18 protein-coding genes are annotated in these 19974 nt (G+C 50.4%); 6 read left to right on the forward strand and 12 right to left on the reverse strand.

Features of this window, described 5'->3' with window-relative positions:
- The first annotated feature begins 25 nt into the window (after positions 1-25).
- A complete protein-coding gene (locus A8990_RS08085; protein WP_116188509.1) occupies positions 26-1627 on the forward strand; it encodes a xylulokinase in 1602 nt (533 codons plus the stop codon).
- Between the two features lie 214 nt (positions 1628-1841).
- On the opposite strand, the gene A8990_RS08090 is transcribed toward A8990_RS08085, so the two are convergent.
- The 3 genes from A8990_RS08090 to A8990_RS08100 all read right to left on the reverse strand — a co-directional run bounded on the left by A8990_RS08090 (position 1842) and on the right by A8990_RS08100 (position 6009).
- Positions 1842-2270: a VOC family protein gene (locus A8990_RS08090; protein ID WP_181909461.1), complete on the reverse strand. Its 429-nt coding sequence runs from the start codon at positions 2268-2270 to the stop codon at positions 1842-1844.
- Between the two features lie 149 nt (positions 2271-2419).
- The gene (gene cysI, locus A8990_RS08095) at positions 2420-4141 is read right to left on the reverse strand and encodes an assimilatory sulfite reductase (NADPH) hemoprotein subunit (RefSeq protein WP_116188511.1); all 1722 of its coding nucleotides are present in this window, start codon (positions 4139-4141) and stop codon (positions 2420-2422) included.
- 14 nt (positions 4142-4155) lie between these two features.
- Positions 4156-6009, reverse strand: a complete 1854-nt coding sequence (locus A8990_RS08100) for an assimilatory sulfite reductase (NADPH) flavoprotein subunit (RefSeq protein WP_116188512.1) — start codon at positions 6007-6009, stop codon at positions 4156-4158.
- Between the two features lie 297 nt (positions 6010-6306).
- Between A8990_RS08100 and A8990_RS08105 the strand changes: the two genes are divergently transcribed.
- Positions 6307-7413, forward strand: coding sequence for a GerAB/ArcD/ProY family transporter (locus A8990_RS08105; RefSeq protein WP_116188513.1), 1107 nt, complete (start codon positions 6307-6309; stop codon positions 7411-7413).
- Here A8990_RS08105 and A8990_RS08110 read toward each other — a convergent pair.
- The 5 genes from A8990_RS08110 to A8990_RS08130 form a co-directional block, all read right to left on the reverse strand.
- On the reverse strand, positions 7399-7632 hold the full coding sequence (locus A8990_RS08110) for a hypothetical protein (protein ID WP_116188514.1): 234 nt from the start codon (positions 7630-7632) through the stop codon (positions 7399-7401). The two genes, A8990_RS08105 and A8990_RS08110, sit on opposite strands and share 15 nt — an antisense overlap.
- Positions 7629-8810, reverse strand: coding sequence for a Ger(x)C family spore germination protein (locus A8990_RS08115; RefSeq protein ID WP_116188515.1), 1182 nt, complete (start codon positions 8808-8810; stop codon positions 7629-7631). The genes A8990_RS08110 and A8990_RS08115 overlap by 4 nt, the downstream gene beginning before the upstream one ends.
- A gap of 15 nt (positions 8811-8825) precedes the next feature.
- Positions 8826-10271 (reverse strand): spore germination protein, encoded by a 1446-nt coding sequence (locus A8990_RS08120; protein ID WP_245995898.1) that lies wholly within the window; start codon positions 10269-10271, stop codon positions 8826-8828.
- Positions 10272-10466: 195 nt separating this feature from the next.
- Positions 10467-11789 carry an MFS transporter gene (locus tag A8990_RS08125; RefSeq protein ID WP_116188517.1) on the reverse strand — a complete coding sequence of 441 codons (1323 nt, stop codon included), beginning with the start codon at positions 11787-11789 and terminating at the stop codon, positions 10467-10469.
- A gap of 60 nt (positions 11790-11849) precedes the next feature.
- Positions 11850-12434 (reverse strand): TetR/AcrR family transcriptional regulator, encoded by a 585-nt coding sequence (locus tag A8990_RS08130; RefSeq protein WP_116188518.1) that lies wholly within the window; start codon positions 12432-12434, stop codon positions 11850-11852.
- A 177-nt stretch (positions 12435-12611) separates the two neighbouring features.
- On the opposite strand from A8990_RS08130, the gene A8990_RS08135 reads away from it, so the two are divergent.
- From A8990_RS08135 to A8990_RS08145, 3 genes are read left to right on the forward strand one after another with little or no spacing between them, the layout of a single operon-like run.
- Positions 12612-13922, forward strand: a complete 1311-nt coding sequence (locus tag A8990_RS08135) for a spore germination protein (RefSeq protein ID WP_181909462.1) — start codon at positions 12612-12614, stop codon at positions 13920-13922.
- A 2-nt stretch (positions 13923-13924) separates the two neighbouring features.
- Positions 13925-15019, forward strand: a complete 1095-nt coding sequence (locus A8990_RS08140) for a GerAB/ArcD/ProY family transporter (RefSeq protein WP_116188520.1) — start codon at positions 13925-13927, stop codon at positions 15017-15019.
- Complete coding sequence (locus A8990_RS08145; RefSeq protein WP_116188521.1) at positions 15016-16068, forward strand: Ger(x)C family spore germination protein; 1053 nt, start codon at positions 15016-15018, stop codon at positions 16066-16068. Before A8990_RS08140 ends, A8990_RS08145 begins: the two co-directional genes overlap by 4 nt.
- Here the strand turns inward: A8990_RS08145 and A8990_RS08150 are convergent.
- From A8990_RS08150 to A8990_RS08165, 4 genes are all read right to left on the reverse strand, one after another.
- Positions 16060-16242, reverse strand: a complete 183-nt coding sequence (locus A8990_RS08150; protein WP_116188522.1) for a hypothetical protein — start codon at positions 16240-16242, stop codon at positions 16060-16062. The two genes, A8990_RS08145 and A8990_RS08150, sit on opposite strands and share 9 nt — an antisense overlap.
- Before the next feature lie 87 nt (positions 16243-16329).
- Positions 16330-16806, reverse strand: a complete 477-nt coding sequence (locus A8990_RS08155) for a GNAT family N-acetyltransferase (protein ID WP_116188523.1) — start codon at positions 16804-16806, stop codon at positions 16330-16332.
- A gap of 216 nt (positions 16807-17022) precedes the next feature.
- Positions 17023-17730, reverse strand: a complete 708-nt coding sequence (locus A8990_RS08160; protein WP_116188524.1) for a DNA alkylation repair protein — start codon at positions 17728-17730, stop codon at positions 17023-17025.
- A gap of 61 nt (positions 17731-17791) precedes the next feature.
- A complete protein-coding gene (locus A8990_RS08165) occupies positions 17792-18583 on the reverse strand; it encodes a DUF817 domain-containing protein (RefSeq protein WP_281272488.1) in 792 nt (263 codons plus the stop codon).
- A gap of 477 nt (positions 18584-19060) precedes the next feature.
- Here A8990_RS08165 and A8990_RS08170 point away from each other — a divergent pair, with 477 nt between their 5' ends.
- Positions 19061-19939: a LysM peptidoglycan-binding domain-containing protein gene (locus A8990_RS08170; RefSeq protein WP_116188526.1), complete on the forward strand. Its 879-nt coding sequence runs from the start codon at positions 19061-19063 to the stop codon at positions 19937-19939.
- Positions 19940-19974: the final 35 nt, after the last annotated feature.

Raw genomic sequence — 19974 nt, forward strand, 5'->3', positions numbered from 1 at the left:
TATCCGTGCGAGAGGATGCTGGTTCATGGCAGCTTATGTGATTGCGTATGACGTGGGGACGACGGGGATCAAAACCTGTCTCATCGAAGTATCCGGAACGATCAAGCTGATCGCTTCCGCAACGGAGCACTATGAACTGCATGTATTGGAAAATGGCGGCGTCGAGCAAGACCCCGAGGACTGGTGGCATGCCATGAGCGTGACGACAAAGCGCGTTCTAGAGCGGTCGGGCCTCCCTGCTTCGAGCATTCAGGGCATCTCCTTCTGCGCTCAGATGCAAGGACTTGTTCTCGTTGACCGGCATGGCGTGCCTGTTCGGCGGGCGATGAGTTACATGGACCACCGGGCGAGACTTGAACTGAAAGAGGGCATCGCCAATGGGATACAGATTGCAGGCGCGAATGTGTTCAAGCTGCTCAAGTCGTTGGCAATTACAGGAGCTGTAGCATCCAGCGTCAAAGATCCGGTCTGGAAGTACAAATGGGTCGAGCGAAACGAGCCTGCCATCTTCAGCAAGGTCTATAAGTGGCTCGACGTGAAGGAATATCTCATCTGCCAATGCACGGGCGAGTTCGTCATGACGCAAGACAGCGCGTTCGCCGCTCTGCTCTACGATACACGCAAAGGCAAGGAATGCTTCAGTGAATCCGTTTGCACCATGTACGGCGTCGATATGACCCACCTCCCTCGCATCGTGCGGAGCACCGATATGGTGGGACGACTCACTGCGAATGCTGCAGCATATCTGCATCTGCAGGAAGGCACGCCGGTTTTTGGCGGCGGCGGCGATGTATCGCTTATCGGGGTTGGAGCCGGCGCGGTCGAGCCAGGCAGCACGCACATCTACTCCGGCACCTCCGGCTGGGTGTCGACGGTCGTGAGCCGGCAGCTCGTCGATGCTTCGGCGATGATCGCAGCCATTGTTGGCGCGAATGCGGGGACTTATAACTATTTTGCAGAGCTGGAGACGGCCGGAAAATGCTTGGAATGGGTCAAGGATCACCTTGCGCTCGATGAGATCAACATTTACTTGGAGAAGAAGCATGTGTCGGAGGCATACGAATCGCCGTATGAAAGTCTGTACGATTACATGATGGATGCGATCAAGAACGTGCCTGCCGGAAGCAACGGCGTTATCTTCACGCCTTGGCTCCATGGCAACCGCAGCCCATTCGAGGACGCGAACGCGCGCGGCATGTTCTTCAATATCGGGCTCGATACGGGCAAAACCGAGATGATCCATGCGGTGCTCGAAGGCATCTGCTATCACTTGAGATGGCATCTCGAGGCGCAGGAGAAGAAAGTGAACACCTCTCGGGTGATTCGCTTCGTCGGCGGCGGCGCTCTTGCCCCGCTCACCTGCCAGATTCTATCCGATATTCTCGGCCGCGAAGTGGAAACCGTCGAGAATCCGCACAATGTCGGCGCAGTCGGCGCCGCGATCGTCGCAGCCGTTGGCCTCGGCTGGCTCGGCAAGGTCGATGATGCCAAGCAGCTGATTCAAGCAAGTGCGCGATACATGCCCAACATGGCGAACAAAGCCGTCCATGATCGGAACTTCAAAGTGTTCAAGGCGCTGTACAAGAACAATAAGAAGGATTTTCTGCTGCTTAATGCAGGGAGATAGATGGCGTAGCTCCATATTTATTGCTGCGCGAGAAAGGCTGCTCTCGGCAGCCTTGGAACCGCGTTTTTGGCGGTTTCCTTTATTGAGAGAGCGTATTTGCTCTCTCAGTCCGGTTTTCCGCTCTTTCTGACGCTGAGAGAGCGTATATGCTCTCTCGTCTGCTCAATCCCCGTTCCCCACACGCTTGCTCCGCAGAACCAGCTCCATCACATTCTCACTCATAGAACCAAACATGCTCCTTCGTGTACCCGCCCCATGCCACGAGTTTATTGCGATTGATGTCATGGAAATGAAATGCCCATCCGCAGCCGATGTCGCCCTCAATCGGACTTACATTGACTCCTGCTTCCGATAATCGGCTGTGAAGTTGCTCAAGATCAGGAACCCGCAAGCATACACGCACACGGTAATTGTCCCTATCCTTCACATACCAGTAGCTCGTCTCATCCGTATGATCGGGTTGAAATAAACAGATTCGGCAGCCTGAACCCAGCCTCAGCTCTGCGATGCCGAGTACCGGCTCAACTAGCTCGAATCCCAAATAGTTAACGTACCACTCCGCCGATTGCTGAATGTCCTTGACCGGAATCTCGAGCGTAAAATCTTTGACAACCTGCTGCTTCACATGGACTTGATCTGCCAATTCAACCCTCTCCTTGATTGGAAAATATTTCATACCCTCTCTATTCGATCGACGACATCAGCAATCCTTCACCTGCCGCAATGAAATTGTCCGAACGAAAAAAGCTGCTGAAATTAATCAGCAGCCCTCATCGTATTCAGCCAACTCACTCAGTCGTGAAAATCCAGACCCGAGTGTACTTCCTTCACATATTCCGCGCGGATGCAGAAGTCGCCGAAATGCTCGCCTTCTCTGCGCTCCTTCGCATACCGGAGCAGGATCGGGCGCAGCTCGCTAAGAATCTCGCCTTCTCCGATATTTTCTCGGTAAAGCTTGTTCAGCCTGTTGCCGGTAAAGCCGCCGCCCAGGTACATATTGTACTTGCCTGGCGCCTTGCCGATGAACGATACTTCCGCCAAAGCCGGGCGGGCGCAGCCGTTCGGGCAGCCGGTCATCCGAATGACGATCTCGTCGTCGCGCAGCCCTGCTTCATCCATGACGAGATCGAGCTTATCGATCAGCGTCGGCAGGTAACGTTCCGACTCCGCCATCGCCAGACCGCATGTCGGCAGCGCCACACATGCCATCGAGCTGCGACGCAGCGCCGAGTATACTGCGCCATCGGTCAGCTTATAGGTCTCAATCAGCTGATCGATTTTCTTCTTCCGCTGGCTGGACACGTTGCCGATAATCAAGTTCTGGTTCGGCGTTAGGCGGAAATCGCCTTTATGAATCTTTGCAATTTCCCGCAGTCCTGTCATCAGCTGATAGCCTGCATCGTCCTTCACACGGCCGTTCTGGATAAACAGGGTGTAGTGCCAGTTGTTGTTGCTTCCTTTTACCCAGCCGTACCGATCGCCATTATGGTCAAAATGATACGTGCGCGCCTCTTGCAGCTTCCAGCCCAAACGCTGCTGCAGCTCATCAATAAACCACTCGATGCCGCGATCGTCAATCGTATATTTGAACCGCGCATGCTTACGAACCGCACGGTCGCCGTAATCACGCTGAATCGTGACGGTTTTCTCCGCAACATCAATCATTTGCTCAGGCGTAACGAACCCGATCGTACGAGCAACCTGCGGATACGTCTTCGGATCTCCATGCGACATCCCCATGCCGCCGCCAACCACAACGTTGAAGCCTAGCAGCTGACCGTTCTCATGAATGGCAATATAGCCGAGGTCCTGCGAGAATACATCGACTTCGTTCGCCGGCGGAATCGCGATACCGATCTTGAACTTCCGCGGCAAATACACTTTGCCGTAGATCGGTTCTTGCTCCACGCCGTCGTCGCTCGAAGCCACCTTCTCCTCATCAAGCCAAATTTCATGGTACGCCCGTGTATGCGGATCAAGATGCGCGCTGACGCGCTTCGCCCACTCATATACCTCTTCATGTACATCGGATTGATAAGGGTTCGGGTTGCACATGACGTTACGGTTAACGTCACCGCAGGCAGCGAGTGTGCTCAGCAGCTCCTCGTTGACCTCTTGAATGACCTTCTTCATATTCCACTTAATAACGCCATGCAGCTGGAACGACTGCCGCGTCGTCAGACGAATCGTATCGTTCGCGTATTTCTGAGCGATTCGGTCCATCATCAGCCACTGCTCCGGAGTCACGACTCCGCCAGCCGCTCGGACACGCACCATGAACTGATACGCGGGCTCCAGCTTTTGCCGATTCCGTTCATTCCGAACGTCGCGATCGTCCTGCATATAGCTGCCGTGGAACTTCATCAGCCGGTTATCATCTTCGGAGATCGAGCCGGTGATCCGATCTTTCAAAGATTCCTCCAGCGTTCCCCGCAAATAATCGCTTCGCTGCTTAATCGCCTCGACATCGCTGTGCGGTGCACTGTTCGGCGATAGCAAGTTATTGTCAGACATGCCGCTTACCTCCCTCAATAGACATCCCGTTGATAACGTTTCTCTTGCTGCATCTGCGACAAGTATGCCGCTGCGCCTTCTTCGTTCAAGCCGCCTTCTTGCATAATGATTGCCAGCAGCGTCGCGTGTACATCATGCGCCATTCGCTTCTCATCGCCGCAAATATAAACAACAGCGCCTTCTTGCAGCCATTGATATAGGTCTTTACTGTGTTCCATCATCCGATGCTGGACGTATACTTTCTGATCCGTGTCACGCGAGAAGGCAACGTCCATTCGGGACAGAACCCCATCCTTCAGCCAGCGCTGCCATTCCACCTGATAGAGGAAGTCCGAGGAGAAATGCTGATCGCCGTAAAACAGCCATGTCTTGCCTTCTGCGCCCTGCTCTTCGCGCTCTCCAAGGAATGCCCGGAAAGGAGCAACGCCAGTGCCGGGACCGATCATAATAATCGGCGTGTCTGAATCGGACGGCAGCTTGAAGTTCGGGTTCTCCTGTACGAACAGCGGCAGGTTATCTCCAGGCTCAAGCCGCTCGGAGACGAAGGTCGAGCAGACGCCGTAGCGGACTCTTCCCAAGTTCTCATAATGCACTTTGCGTATTGTCAGATGTACTTCGTCCGGGTATGCTTTCGAACTGCTTGCGATGGAATATAGTCTTGGCGGTAATTTGCGCAATTGAGCCGTGAAAGCCTTAGCGCTTAACTCCTTCAAGTCATAATCCTGCACAAGGTCGAGCAGATCCCTGCCTTTGCAATACGACCGGAGCTCTTGTTCTTGACCTGGCTCTAGCAGCTTCTTCAGCCCTGAGTCCGGGGCTACTTCCGCAAACTTTTCAATTAAAGCAGGCGTCAGAACCGTAATTTCATACTGGCTTGTGAGCGCTTCTCTGATCGAAGTACGATCCTTGCTCTTCGGCAGCGGAACTTGCGCATCTGCCTGCCACTCCATCGCTTCAATGATTTCATCTACGAGACGCGGATGGTTCTGCGGGTAGATGCCGACACTGTCACCTGGCTCATATTGAATGCCCGAGCCTTCCAGCGAAATCTCTAGGTGACGCGTTTCCCGGTCAGAGCCGCGTCCGTTCAAGTTCAAATTCTCCAGAACGGATGCTTGGAAAGGATTCGAGCGCGAATACTCTGTCGAATCCTCGCTCATAGCTGCTGCTGCATCGACGGAACCGCTGTCAGATGCCGGCGCACTCGCCGCTGCTGCTGCGGACTGTCCCACTGCAGCAAGCACGCTTGCGAGCCACTGCTGCGCCGAGTCTTCGAAGTCAACATCGCAGTCGATTCGCGGTGCAATCCGCGTCGCGCCAAGCTCTTCCAGACGCTGGTCGAAGTCTCGGCCTGTCCTGCAGAAGAATTCATAGGACGTGTCGCCGAGCGCCAGCACCGAGAATGACATGCCGCCAAGCTGCGGCGCGCGTTTGCTATGGAGATATTCATAGAATGAAATTGCATTGTCTGGCGGATCGCCTTCGCCATGTGTACTTACGACGATGAACAAGTTCTCTACTTTCTTGAGCGCGTTCGGCTTAAAATCAATCATCGATGACAAGGTGACCTGCATCCCCTGGTCCTGCAGCTTGCCGGCCAGCTTCTTCGCCAGTTTATGGCTGTTGCCTGTCTGCGATCCGAAGAGCACTGTCGCTTCATTGGACACCGCCGAGCTTGCAGCTGGTGCATTCGCGACTGGCGCGCCTTGCACGGCAGCTGCTCCTCCCGCTTGCACGCCGCCAACCTGCTGTAGAGCAGCCAAATAGCCGCTTAACCATATTTTCTGTCCTTCCGTCAGTGTAGGAAGCAAGCGGTTCAGCAGCTCCACTTGCTCTTGTCCGAACGGACTGTTCGTTACTTGCAGCATCTCCTACGTACACCTCGCTTTTCGCAGCTGGATTAATTCCGATTATTCGGATCCCAATTTCATCTAATCTTAATCATAACCGTACCACGCGCGGCTTGGGAGAACAATACAGATCATTTTATAGCATTTATAAGGTATTCCAATAAAGCGACAAAAAAAGCAGCCGATCCATGCGATCGACTGCTTGTATCTACAATTCCCTTGTTGTTATATCGTTTGCAGACAGAGCAGCTCGTATAAAGCAATCCCGTACAGCCAATACTTGGAGATATTTCAGATCTGCAAGGAGCAATCAGAATGATACCAGCAGCCGAGAAGATTTCGGCAACACAGCTTGGCTTGATTTTATTCACTTTCGTGATCTCAACGATCAACTTAACGGTACCAGGCCAAATGGTGATGTTCGCCAAACAAGATGCTTGGCTGTCCGTTCTTCCATCTGCCTTAACGGGCTTAATAACGATTTGGATCATGACGACGCTCGCACACCGCTATCCTGGACTTACGATCATTGAGTACGGCACCAAGATTATGGGCAAGTGGTTCGGGGCTTTTTTGGCGCTCAACTATATCTATTATTGGTACGTCTCGATCTCAACCATTACATTGCAGCACACGGCGTTCATCACTACATTGCTGCTGCCGAGAAGCCCCATGCTTGTCGGATGTGCAACGATGTTATTGCTGTGTGCTTTTGCCGCGGTTGCTGGCATTGAAGTCATCGGCAGATGCAATCAGTTTCTGACGCCGCTGCTCATGCTGTTCATCTTGCCGATCTTAATTCTCGCCATCAAAGACGCTAATCCCAATTATCTCAGGCCAGTCCTGGGGGATGGGATAAAACCGGTCCTTCAAGGCGCATTCCTGCCGGCTGGCGCTTATATGAATCAACTATTCATATTGGGCTGGCTCTTACCTTATCTCAACCAGCCCAAACTGGATCGCAAGCTCTCGCTTATGGCGCTCGGCAGCATTGCGTTCATCATTTTGTCCATTGTGTCGCTGTCCATCATGGTGCTTGGACCACTCACCGGCAAGCTGACCTATTCTTTCTTGAGCGTCATCCAATACGTCGGTATTGAGGGTTCCATCGAAAGGCTGGAAGCTATCGTCGTATCGATCTGGGTACTAGGCTACTTCATAAAAGAATCCGTATCCTTATTTATTCTCTGTCTTTGCATCAGCCAGCTCTTCCGCATTAAGAATTATCGGGATATTGTATTTCCCGTCACGCTGCTGTCCGTACTTGGTTCCGTATGGATCTTCAAGAATGCAGCAGAGCTGCTCAATTATATTGTGTTCACGTTCCCGCTTCTGGCGTTCATGAATCAGACATTATTGCCGCTAATATTGCTTGTCATTGACTCCGTTCGAAGAAGACTGGCCGGTTCACGAGTGGCGTAGCAGCTTCATTCCAATGGGTTCAAACAAGAGCTTGAACGGAATGGTAAAGCCCGGCAGATCTTTATGCGCGAGACAGAAGGAACCGAGAACAGCCCCCATAAGCATTATGACGCCATACAAGGCGGCTTCTCTTTTCTTCTTCCGTGCCAGCAGTGAGCGGATGCTGATGAATGACCATGCTCCAAGCATCAGCCAATAACCTCCGATTTGTGCGATCATTTAATAATCTCCTTGTCGTTAAACTGCAGTGGCGGACCTGCCATGCCGGATCCCAGGATGGACAACTGAACGGCAACGGAAACTTCCGCTTCAGGAAACTTGTCCTCCCAACTGTTCTGAAGCTGCTTCCATAGTTTCGGATGCTCTCGGTACAGTTCTTGCCCGATGCCAAGACTATCGGCCCGATACTTCTTCTGAAGCTGCGAGATGAGATGGCGGACTTGCTCTTCTATAGATTTCTCCAGCACTTGTTCAACGAGCGCTCGATTCTTCGGTCTGCTGACATCCAGATGGGTGTTATTCTCCACAATGCTCCCCTTGCCTTGCAGCTTCAGCTTCACTTTAACCTTGTCCCCTTGTACCTCTGTAACCATTCTCCGTTTCGTTGCGTTAAGAACGATGCCCACTATTCCTTGTCCATTCGGCAGAACGGCATTAATACGCCCTTGCTTCATCCGATCCGCTGCCCAGAGGAAACCGCTTGTTTCGTTACCGTTTAATATTCCGACGAGTTTGGCGTCTTTAAATATCGCCGTCCCGGCTTGCCTGTACAACTCGTTGCGCTTCTCTCCCCCTTGTGGATTCACTTCCGGCTCTATGACACCCATCACCGGACTAATCCCCTGGCTTGATGCAGATATATAGTAGTCTCTCAGCGTAACGGCCACTTCCGTATCCAATCCTTCCAGTTCCTTGATGGACTCCACCGACACTTGCTCGAAGGGATATCTGGTCTCAAGAATTCGCTTTCCCTCTCCGCCTTTTACAACCATGATGTATGTTCTTAACCGCTGCCTGGGATCATGGGCGAATACGTCAAGTACATCGTTAATGCCACGCCGTCCCAGAGATTCACCGATGAAAATAACGCTGCGATGAGCAGTAAACAACCGCCGGGAGCTCTTCTTCTGTATAAGCTCGAACGCCTCGCTCGCATTGCTGCCCTCGGCAGAGAGGACAAAGAATTTCTCCTGTTGGCCGGTATCTCCGCTTCCAGTCCCGCCCTGAGGAATGGCGATTTGGATCGATAAGATGTATTTCCCACTCTTCGATAAGTCGAATGCGGAGCCTGTGATGAACGCCAGGTCATTGATCTCCGTACGGTCCCAGCAGCCGCTCAACAGCAGCAAATTGGCGAGCAGACCAAGGCAAAGTAGTTGTTTCATGAGATGTTTCATGAGACGAGTTCCTTTCTATTCCGAAGGGGGTCGGAGAGTCCTTGCCCAGATCGGCGAACGAATCACGATATCCTTCAAGCTGCTTAGAGAGACTGGCGTAAAATAAGGAACGCCGAATGAGCGCAGCGACGAGACATGCAGGAGGATGGCAATGAAGCCAAGCACGATGCCGTAAAGTCCTAAGGTGCCCGCCAGAAATAACATCGGAAAGCGCAGCAATCGAATTCCGTTGGCGAAGCTGTATCTTGGTATTGTGAACGCCGCGATCCCTGTGATGGACACGATGATGACGACCGGAGCCGAGATGATTCCCGCCTGGACAGCTGCCTGCCCGATGACGAGAGCGCCGACGATGCTGACAGCTTGACCGATCTGTTTCGGCAATCGTATTCCAGCTTCTCGCAGCGCTTCAAAAATGATTTCCATGAGCAGCGCTTCGATCAACGCCGGGAAAGGGACCGCTTCTCTTGCAGAAGCGATGCTAAGCACGAGATTCGTCGGAATCATTTCCTGGTGGAAAGTCGTAATCGCTACATAGAGAGGCGGAGCGAATATCGCAATGAAGATGAATAGAAAGCGGATCCAGCGCACGAAGGTTGCGATCGGCCAGCGCACATAATAATCTTCGCTTGCTTGAAGTCCTGCCCACAGCGTCATCGGAGCGATGAGCACGAACGGAGTGTTGTCAACGAGGATGGAAACTCTCCCCTCAAGCAGCTCTGCGGCAACGACGTCCGGACGTTCTGTACTATGTATTTGTGGAAATGGCGAGTAAGGCAAATCCTCGATGAATTCTTCCACATACCCGGAATCGAGAATGCCATCAATTTGAATGCGATTAACACGTTTCTTTATTTCGTCAATTAATGAAGCATCTGCTACTCCGGCGATGTAAGCGATAACGACTTGTGTTTGAGTAAGCTCACCTAATGTGACGGATTCCATCTTGAGCCGAGGCGTCTTCATCCGATTGCGCAGTAGCCCCATGTTCGTCATGACGTTCTCAACAAAACCGTCACGCGGGCCGCGGATGACCGGTTCGGAAGAAGGCTCTTCAAGGCTGCGCTGTTTCGTTCCGTTTGCTTTCACCATCATCGCCGCTGGCTCTGCTTGAGCAAGCACAATGGCATACCCGTTAAGCAGCTGACGAACGATGTCTTTCATGTTAGTGGTGACTTCGATGGTTCCAGCAGAGAGGAAGGTCTCCGCAAATTCTTCGAGCGGAAGCTTCTTCTCGGCCTGCAGCGATATCATCGATTTCAGAATGTGATCGTCAATGACCTCTTCATTGACAAGACTGGATAAGAAGATGACCAGCCACTCCATAGTCTCGACGGCACCGCTCGCATGACGAACTTTACGAAACACAATGTCCGAGCAATGCTCGAAAATCGTATGGAGCGCTTGCTCATTTTGGTTCAAATCCGATGATACCTGTATGTTGACGTCGAGCTCTGGCATTGCAGGCTCTCCTATGCGCCTCGGCTGCAATCGCATCCATTTCCTCAATCGTTTCATGTCGTCCTCCCTGCCTTACCCTGCATGATCGGATATGTCATTTTCCCCTTGTGAAAAAGAACTTATTCGAATGGAACAAGAAAAAGCCCGCGGAAACCGTGGACTTATCGCCTGTTATCTGATTGTAGCTCAAGCAGCTCAGGCTGCCTGAACCTTCGCAAATTTACGGTAAAGCCAAGCACTTATGATGGACACCATTGAGATGACTGTTAGACCCCAGATGATATTATCGAATGCACGAACCTGCGGCAAGGATTGCTGCCATACGAGCGCGCTGCCCGAAAGCGCAACCCCGAATGCTCCGCTGAAGAACTGCAGCAATTGGAACAGCCCCATGCCAGAGCCTACGCGCTCCTTCGGAAGCATGCGTGACAGCTCATTCGAGACCGCACTGCTTATTGCAGTGAAGCTTACGCTTATCAAGATGTACACGATAGCCACTTCGAAATACGAATACTTCGCAGTCAACGCCATCAGAATGATTGAAATAAGCAGCATGAGCGGTGCGTAACGAATCAGACCTTTGTTGCCATAACGGTCGATAATGAGACCAACTCGGTTCGATACGACCATCGCAAGAATCGCGCCAGGGAACAGAACAAGTCCGGAACCGCCTGGATTCAAGCTAAAGACATGTGACAGAAGCTGCGGTGCGATGAACAAGAACGAGAAGCTGACCATATAAGCGCCAATACCGATCCCGACAAGCGTCAAATACCGTCTTTCGCGGAATAATGCTGGCATCACGAATGGATTGGCTGCAGTGCGAATCCGGATGGCGAATAGAATTAAGACGACCAACCCGGCAATCAAGGCGATGAAGCTTTTGTTCGTCAGGAATAGAAGCAAGCCTGTTGTCCCGCTGCCCAGCAGAATCGCACCGATGAAGTCGAACGAACCGCTTGTAGCCTTCTCTCGAGGCAGCATGAAGTAGAAGAATGGAATGAGAACCAGATTAAGACCCGTAATACCGAACAGGAAGTGCCAGCCTAAATACTGAACGACGAAACCGCCAACGACAGGGCCAAGTCCAAGACCGAGTGAGATGGATGAGAGTACGCCTGACATCGCCCGTCCTCTGCGGGACACAGGGATATACCGGGTCAAGAGCACCATGCCAAGGGACGGAATTGCGCCTGCACCCGCTGCTTGTATGAGTCTTGCACCAAGCAGTACATCGAATCCATTGCTGAATATTCCTATGACCGATCCGATACTAATCAATAAAAGTGCTGCCGTGAACAGCTTATGGATTGGAATAAAATCCGATAGCCGGCTGTACGTAATCGATGCGATCGCGAAAACAATCGAATAACCGGTAACAATCCATGACGTCGTAGATGGGCTAAGCGCAAACTGCCCCGCAACCTTCGGAAGCGCCAAATTGAACATCATCGTGTTCATAATGACAAGCACGATTGTTATGCCAAGTATCGTTCTTATAGATTTTTCATTATTCATAACACTTAATCCCTCCACCCCTAATTTGAGAACGATCGTTCTAGAATTAACATCATAAAATTAGCGTGTCTTTAGAACCGACATCGTCATATCCACAATATGGTTTAGTTTGTCTCTATCTTCGGTTGTTTTGACCATCACTCGCAGCCCGGTCAACGCATTGACGAAATACGATGCCAACCAATCGGCGTTTAAACTGGCAGCAATTTCTCCAGTATGCTGACCTGCTTCAATCAGCTCGCGAACATATATCTCTGTACGGTTCAGGCGTTGATTAACCATTTCTCTGCATTCGCTGTCATGCGTGGAGAGCTCGACAGCCGTATTCACGATAAAGCAGCCTCTCGGAGAATCGTCTTCTCTCTGTCTCACCGTTCTCTCGAACATGGAGCGAATCGCATCAATTGGTGATTTCTCCTGTTCCTGGCTCACGACATAACGATGAGCGATCATCTGATCATAACGTTGCAATGCTTTCATAAACAGCGAATGCTTGTCTCCGAACGTGTCGTACAAACTGCGCTTATGAATGCCCATATGCTCAACAAGATCGGACATCGATGTCTTCTCGTAGCCTTGCTCCCAGAACAGATCCACCGCTTTAAGCAGTACGGCATCTTCGTCGAATTCTTTCGCTCTTGCCATCGCAGGTCCCCCGCTTTCGACTTGATCTTAACATATTGAGAACGATCGGTAAAGAATAATGTTTGACAGCTTGTCCAAGGGAAAATATGTCATAACAACGGGACGATTCGGACATAATGTAAGCGATGCTGCTTTAATTTAAGACTTCATATCAACATTCACATAAGGAGAATGCCTGTGTTTACCTTGGATGCTGTAAAGGTCCACTTCTCTACAAATCCCGATTTTGTTCTCAGCCGGATTCATATTGGTGATGAAGTCATCTCCGTCACAGGACTGAAGTCGTTGATTAACTTCCCGCAATCGGTCCATTTGCTCCGCGAGCCGCTGCTTGCGTTAGAACCATTCACGGTTCAGAAGCTCGTCGAGATGGGACAAGAACTGCCTGCAAGCTCCGACCGAATCATTGATGAAATCCTGAATGGCATGTTAATTGCCGTTCATGACGCTACTGATGTTTGTATTAGTATCATTCCCGTCCCGCAGTCGCTTAGCCGTTCCATCTCGAATCCACTTACGGAGAATAATGTACGCGGCTCGAGCTCTGCATTCAACGAGGACATCGACACGAATCTCGGGTTGCTCCGTAAACATGTCAATTCAAGCGAGCTGCAAATTAATCACTACTCGTGCGGAAGCATGACGAAGAACACCGTCACGCTTTGCTTTCTGAATCAGAGCATCGACCCCAACCTGCTGCATTCGATCACTCAATTGCTTGAATCCGGAGCGAATTCTGACCTTTCAACGTTGAAAGATCTGTCGAAGCTATTTAAATTCCCCCTTCTCACGCTCGTAAGCTCCTATTTGGTATCCGAGCTGCCGCAGACGGCGTCCCGTGCTTTGAAGGATGGGAAAGTCGTCATTTTTATCGAACGGCTTCCTTTCGCCATTATTTTGCCAAGCTTGATCTCAGATATGTTCATGACGGAGGACGATCTGAACCATCCCATGATTTATTCGGTACTACTTCGTTCATTGCGTGTAATCGGTGCACTAATGACATTAATGGCGCCGGGATTGTACGTCGCGATCGTTTCCGTGAATCCGGATGTGCTTCGCTTCGAGCTCGCGCATACAATCGCCATAAGCCGGTTGGATGTGCCTTATCCCGCAATTATCGAAGCATTGCTGCTGCTGCTCATTCTTGAGCTGATTATGGAAGCGATCATCAGACTTCCTTCCAGCATCGGTCCGACAGTCACGATGGTTGGCGGAATCGTACTGGGTGAGGCCGTGGTGCAAGCCAAGCTGGTAAGCAGCTTGCTCATTATTGTCCTTGCAGCCGTCACCATCGCGAATGCGACTGTCGTCGGCTTCCAGAACTCTTATTTAATCCGTTTGTTAAAATACTTGCTGCTTTTTCTGTCGGCTCTGTTCGGGGTGACGGGCTTGCTCGCCGGAATTGTCATTATCTGTGCGTACTTGTCCAGCTTGACAACGCTCGGGGTACCTTATTTGCAGCTAAAACAGCCAAAGGGTGAATAACGATGACCAACTCTTTCAATGTCACACTCGCGTACATCATTACGCATATCGGATTAATCTTCTTCATCTATCCGACCGACGTGATTGAGAGCACAAGTCAGTCGCATTGGATGCCTGTGGTAACGGCTTTTATCTTCCATCTGGTCATTGTCTTTACCTATTTGAAAGGGCTCAGCTATTTCGAAGGGCGAAATCTTGTGATGATCATGACAAACAGACATCCATTGCTCGCTTGGCTTACACTGCTTCCTGTTCTGCTCTATTTACTTGACGTCATTATCTTAATGGTTCGGGCCAATGCCGAGATTATCTCGATTGTATGTCTCGCCAATACGCCCCTCTGGATGCTCATGCTGCTCATGCTGCTCATTCCAGGTTATATGGTCATCAGAGGAAATGTAAAAAGCCTGCTGCGATTAGCGCTGCTGATCAGTTTCCTGTTTGCACTGCCATGTTTGTTTGTTATATCGGCATCCTTTCAAAATATCGACTGGCGTTATGTGCTTCCGTTAATCCCCCGCAGAGAAGCCTTTAATTATCTGGCTCATCCTTCTTTCTACAAGAGCCTGTTCGCATTTACCGGCGTATTCCTGCTGCTGGGGTACTTTCCATCATTCGCCAAAGTAAAGATGAAGTCTATCTTTCTTGGCGGCTTGGTGCTCTTGCCGATGTATCTGATCTCGGTCTACGTTCCCATCTTGACGCTGGGGGAAGAAACGGCGCTGCAGCTTCAATATCCGTACATATTCGCGGTAGATACCCTCGAGATCGATTGGTTAATGTTCGATCGTGTGACTGTGTTCCTGCTCATGAGTCTCATTGCATTCGGCCTGCTCTTTATCGGCTTCACTATTTGGCAAATCATGTATACGATTAAATATAGCTTCAAGAAATGGAACTCCACATTGATTGTCTTGATTGTGCTGTTAATTGTGTATACCGTATGTCTTTGCATCCCAGATTGGCAGCTCGTGGATCAGTTCTTACAATGGAATACGTTTTTACGTATCTATATTTCGATCGTTACGCCTTCCATTATTTTCGTCCTTGGCTTAATCCATCACTCAAAAGTAAATCGCGAGTTGAACTCAATATGAAGCCAATTCTTGTTGCCGCAGCCCTTTCCCTGCTTCTGTTAACCGGCTGCTGGGATAATAAAGACATTAACCACAGAGCTTTGCCGATCGCCATGGGCATCGGTTATAAGAACGGAGACTATACCGTTTACTTGGACATTCCGAAGGTTAGCGCATCCGAGAAAGGAATAGAAGTTTATTCTGAGCATGGGAAGTCCATTAATGAAGCCATTGACCTAATCAGCATGAATCTCGAGAGTCAAGTCGACTTGCTCCATCTGAAAGTCATTGTGGTCGATAAGCCGTTCGCGCTGCATGGGCTCGAAGAAGGAATTGCCAGCATCATACGTTCGCGTTATATCGCGCCTAAAACGGTATTTGTCATCTGTGACCAGCCTCTTGATCGGTTCTTCAAGCGTATCGATGATTCCTCTAACGACGGCAAATCGATCTATGATTTCTTCCAAAAGGATGCGGGCTGGAGCCCTCAAATCGCATTCACCCAGGTTTGGAAAATATTCCGAAGCGTCCATTCCTACACGAACGACGTCGTTCTCCCGATCATTAAGGCCGGCGATACGACCATACTTGAAAGCACAGGCTCTGCCATCATGAAGAATGGCGTTATGGTAGGCCGATTAACGAATGAGCAGACCTTGCTATACAATGTTTTTAACGGCGACAATCTGATGGGGAAAATCGAAGTGATGAACCATGCCACTGTGCAAATCGTGAGCAACAGACTCCGCTGCCGCGGCCGCTTCCAACAAGGCAAGCCGATTCTGAAGAGTACGTTGTACTTGAAGGTCATCATTGTTGATACCACAGGCAACCCTTCGACGGAGAAAATAAAGACAGAACTTAAGATCCTAGTTACAGATCGGTTTAATGAGATTTTCAAAATCGTTCGGCGTGACAAAGCAGATATTTTTGGGCTCGGCCAGCATTTTCGCGACGATTTCTCCCGGAAGGAGCTGTCTCAGTGGCGCGAGAAATATTTGCCGCAGCTGCAGATCGAGCTTGATGTGAAGACGGTTGTCCGTAATACAGGCAACTTGAAGTCACCATAGGTATATGCGAAACCCTGGCCAATTGACCAGGGTTTGCTTGACTTGTCTAGCATCGTTGTGCAGCAGCCAGCTGATTCCCGAGATGACGAACCATATCCAGGAGTTGAAAAGAAGAAACCAGACAATCCCTTCCGCCGCCAGTTCGAGCAGAAACTCTACTATTGCATCAAGCATGAGGCCTGCCTCCCGCTTCGTGATCTGATGGTCGCAATAGCGCTACAGTTTCTTCATATGCGATAGATATTCATTTCACGACAACAACTATAGCGTAAGCACCGTAATCTGCTCGCCGTGTATCACTTCGCCATTGTCGCGGAAGCCGAAGCTTTCATAGAGATTCTTCGCAGGCAGATTCTCTTCTTTATAGGCAATCCAGCAGTACTTGGCGGGACCTGCCGGGAACGTACGGATGAATGCCATGATGCGTTCCATCGCTTCCCGGCCATATCCTCTTCCTTGGCAGTTCTTATCGATCATTAGTCTTAGGATGGTGTACCCTTCTTCTGCAACCGAAGGCAGATCATAACTCGTAATCTTGTACGTAATCATGACGAAGCCGACCGGCTTCTCGTCCGCATAGATCGCGAAAGGGAACGGATGCCCCCCATTCGTGGACAGGACATAGCATGAAGCAACGCTGGACAGATTGGAAGCGACGAAGCGCTTCTGATCCTCGGAAACCTCCAGATTAAAGATCTCGCGTCTGTTCTCCAGCGTAATCTTACGAAGTGTAATCATGCACGTGCTCTCCCTTCAATGCTCGAATTGGTGATGCCGCGGCCGCTTCATAAAGATACAATTATCACTGAGAAAGATATAGACTTATTCGGAATTTTTTTATAGACTATTATGTATCCATGTCATTTTTAGCGATAACAAATAAGCAGCTGCTTCCCGGTCTCCCGACCTGGGCAAGAGCTGCTTTTTTACTTCCTATCTATCCTCGTAACCAACCTAACACCTTACATATTTACGTTTAAAGCCGATTCGTTCTTTATCGATATCTTTCTGAATACTAACCATGGCTTGGATATGCTTGCTGGGACCCTTGTCCTTCTTCACTTCAACGGGACCTACCGCTGTCGCAGTTGCCACCGCTTTGTCATGTAACGGGACATACGATACGGCAACGGTATACATGAAGTTGTTCATCGCGTATTTGGCGCGCTCCGGCGCATCATGAATCGCCATGGCAACTTGATCAAGCATGGCGGATAGCTTGCTTTCGTCGAACTCGCTGTCCTTCCGGCTCCCGAGCAGCCAGCAATAACAGCTCCAGCCTGCCGACATTTTCAGCTCATCGCCGCTTGCAATCCAGCGATCCGCCACTTCCTGCGCAATGTCTGCCTCGGCCAGAGTCACGGCTACCACATAATCGGACAGCATATAGAAGTACGCATCTTCGATCCAGCGGTCGAAGTCTTCCCCCGTCATCGCCTTCGGATCGGCAATGACCCCTGCAAAATACATCGCATCATAATTGCCCGTCGCGTACAGCTGCTCCGCCAGCTCCTGATCCTTCTTGATCTTCTTCGCGAGCGGCTTCATCTCCCCTGTCGCTACGCCGAACACCGGCTCCTTCGCGCCATTTCCGCTGTACATTTTCTTCAAGCGCTCTTTGCCAAGCGCTTCTAATTCTTGCATGACGAGTTCCGCATTCATTCCTGGCACGTCCTTTCGATCGGGATATCCTTCATACGTATGTAAGCATGGATAGGTCTCATCATTCTTTGTTTTTCAGATCTGCTTTCACATGCTTAAGCTGTGCGACAATAATGACGCTGATGATGACGAGCAGAAACCATGAGCTGATCTTGCTGATATGCACCACATGCCACTCATGATGCTGATCGGGATACTTCCAAGCCCCGAAGAATGTCGCGATATTCTCGGCTAACCAGATGAAGAAACCGACGATGAAGAATGCAATCGTCAGCGGCATCCGGTACGTCTTGCTCCGTACCCGATAGATAATCCACGTCTTCCAGAACACGATCACGACAAGACTTGTCAGCCACCACCGGACATCGATGATGAAGTGATTCGTGAAGAAGTTCAAATAGATGCTTCCCCCCACGAGTCCCGCTGGAATGAGCCCTGGCCAGCCGGTCATGTCCATCCTTAGTCTACGCCAGATTTGGCACATAAAGCTAGCAACACTTGCGTACATAAACCCGCTATACAGCGGGACATGGAGCAGCTTCGTGAACGCATGCTCCGGGTACGCCCATGAACCAACGTGAACCTTATAGATTTCCAGCATTAAGCCGATGACGTGGAACACGCAGATCACTTTGATTTCGTCGCGTGTTTCAAGCCCGCTGAGATACATGAGGAGCTGCACGCCTAGCAGAATGAGCAATATGGCATCGTACCGATGGAGGAATGGGACTTCAACCATCCTCGACAGCGCAAGTGTCCCGAATATCGCGACAGGGAATATACAGCTCATGGCCTGGTGATAGCCGAACAGGAGCAGCTGTATGAGGGACTCCTTCGCCCTTTTCACGTTCAATCGGTCACCTCCATTATCGTCCTTCCTTACCCTTAGAATACTAGAACCATCCGAACAATAAAGAGAAATTTGCCGCGAAAAGATTTCGTATTTACGAGCATATGCTTGCACTGCGGGTGCATCATGTTACAATTCGCCACTGCTGCTTAAGTCGTACAAGCATCCCGCTTCTGATCCCAGCACTAGCCATTTACTACCGGAGTCATCTATGCCCTGCTACTCCTCCATTGGTCACCCGAATTGTCGACATACCTATTCCATCTGTAGATATGCATAGTACCAATCACCCGATTATGGCCAGAATCCTTTTCCTCCGCGCAATTTCATGTAATATGGTGTGTACCGATTCCGAACACGAAAGGAAGATTATTGTTGAACCCGAATTCGACAAACTCTAAATATGGTCCTAGATCCAAACGGGCTAAGAAAAATAGGAGCACCGCTTCCATCCTGCAAGTTTCTACGGGACTCCTGCTTATGTGCGTGGTATTGTATAGCATCTATGCAACGCAATCTCACTTCGGAGGCAAGCCGCTGGCTTCAAGCCCAGGTGTCCAGACTGCAACGGCTGATGTGACGAAGAGCAATGATCCGGGCCAGAAGCCGGCCAACAGTTCTTCTGTTACGACGACGAAGCAAACGGATAAGCCGGGCGTGACGAAGAACGATCAGTCCGAGGGCACGGCACCAACCACAACAACTGCTGATGCGTCTGCCTCTTCTGTAACCGTTACGAATCAAGCGTTAACAACGCTTAAGGATGCAAGGCCTGTAAGCACATCGTCGGCTTCATCATCGTCGTCAGAATATCCGAAGAAGTATGTGGTCCAGAAAGGCGATACACTTTCGAAGATCGCGTTGAAGTTCTATCAGTCCAAGCAGCAAGTGAACTTGATTGCAGAAGCGAACGATATTGTCTTCATCAACGATATGGTAGAAGGCGATACCATCACGATTCCGGCGCCGTCCAAGAATGCGAGCTCTTCCACTGGAAAACAGCGCAGCCTGGATTACTCCAAAGTCACGCTTCCAGCTATGTATCTCGTTCAATCGGGAGACACGCTGTATCATATTGCGAAGCAGTTCTATCGAACAGACGACTATGTCGGGCTTATCGCAAAGCAAAACGACCTCGATGTGGACGCAGGCTTGAAAGCCGGGACATCACTTATGATTCCTGCCCTGCCGAAGCATACCGTCCAGGCTGGCGAGACGTTAACGAGTATTGCAAGAATCTATTACGGCTCCAGCAAATATGTTGGTGCGCTTGCGAGCTACAATCAGCTGGACAATAACGATATCGTCAAGATCGGTGATGAACTGACGATGCCGCAGTTTGACCGGGATGTGGATTAATAGATCAAGATAGATGAAAATAAACAGCCCCGCTG

It is taken from the genome of Paenibacillus taihuensis (genome assembly GCF_003386535.1).
Classification (GTDB): domain Bacteria; phylum Bacillota; class Bacilli; order Paenibacillales; family Paenibacillaceae; genus Paenibacillus_Z; species Paenibacillus_Z taihuensis.

What these genes read in the sequence shown, in the direction of transcription:
- A8990_RS08085 (WP_116188509.1), top strand. Translation starts at nt 26, where the DNA reads ATGGCAGCTTATGTGATTGCGTATGACGTGGGGACGACGGGGATCAAA.
- cysI (WP_116188511.1), bottom strand. Translation starts at nt 4,141, where the DNA reads ATGTCTGACAATAACTTGCTATCGCCGAACAGTGCACCGCACAGCGAT.
- A8990_RS08100 (WP_116188512.1), bottom strand. Translation starts at nt 6,009, where the DNA reads ATGCTGCAAGTAACGAACAGTCCGTTCGGACAAGAGCAAGTGGAGCTG.
- A8990_RS08105 (WP_116188513.1), top strand. Translation starts at nt 6,307, where the DNA reads ATGATACCAGCAGCCGAGAAGATTTCGGCAACACAGCTTGGCTTGATT.
- A8990_RS08110 (WP_116188514.1), bottom strand. Translation starts at nt 7,632, where the DNA reads ATGATCGCACAAATCGGAGGTTATTGGCTGATGCTTGGAGCATGGTCA.
- A8990_RS08115 (WP_116188515.1), bottom strand. Translation starts at nt 8,810, where the DNA reads ATGAAACATCTCATGAAACAACTACTTTGCCTTGGTCTGCTCGCCAAT.
- A8990_RS08120 (WP_245995898.1), bottom strand. Translation starts at nt 10,271, where the DNA reads ATGCCAGAGCTCGACGTCAACATACAGGTATCATCGGATTTGAACCAA.
- A8990_RS08125 (WP_116188517.1), bottom strand. Translation starts at nt 11,789, where the DNA reads ATGAATAATGAAAAATCTATAAGAACGATACTTGGCATAACAATCGTG.
- A8990_RS08130 (WP_116188518.1), bottom strand. Translation starts at nt 12,434, where the DNA reads ATGGCAAGAGCGAAAGAATTCGACGAAGATGCCGTACTGCTTAAAGCG.
- A8990_RS08140 (WP_116188520.1), top strand. Translation starts at nt 13,925, where the DNA reads ATGACCAACTCTTTCAATGTCACACTCGCGTACATCATTACGCATATC.
- A8990_RS08145 (WP_116188521.1), top strand. Translation starts at nt 15,016, where the DNA reads ATGAAGCCAATTCTTGTTGCCGCAGCCCTTTCCCTGCTTCTGTTAACC.
- A8990_RS08150 (WP_116188522.1), bottom strand. Translation starts at nt 16,242, where the DNA reads ATGCTTGATGCAATAGTAGAGTTTCTGCTCGAACTGGCGGCGGAAGGG.
- A8990_RS08155 (WP_116188523.1), bottom strand. Translation starts at nt 16,806, where the DNA reads ATGATTACACTTCGTAAGATTACGCTGGAGAACAGACGCGAGATCTTT.
- A8990_RS08160 (WP_116188524.1), bottom strand. Translation starts at nt 17,730, where the DNA reads ATGAATGCGGAACTCGTCATGCAAGAATTAGAAGCGCTTGGCAAAGAG.
- A8990_RS08170 (WP_116188526.1), top strand. Translation starts at nt 19,061, where the DNA reads ATGTGCGTGGTATTGTATAGCATCTATGCAACGCAATCTCACTTCGGA.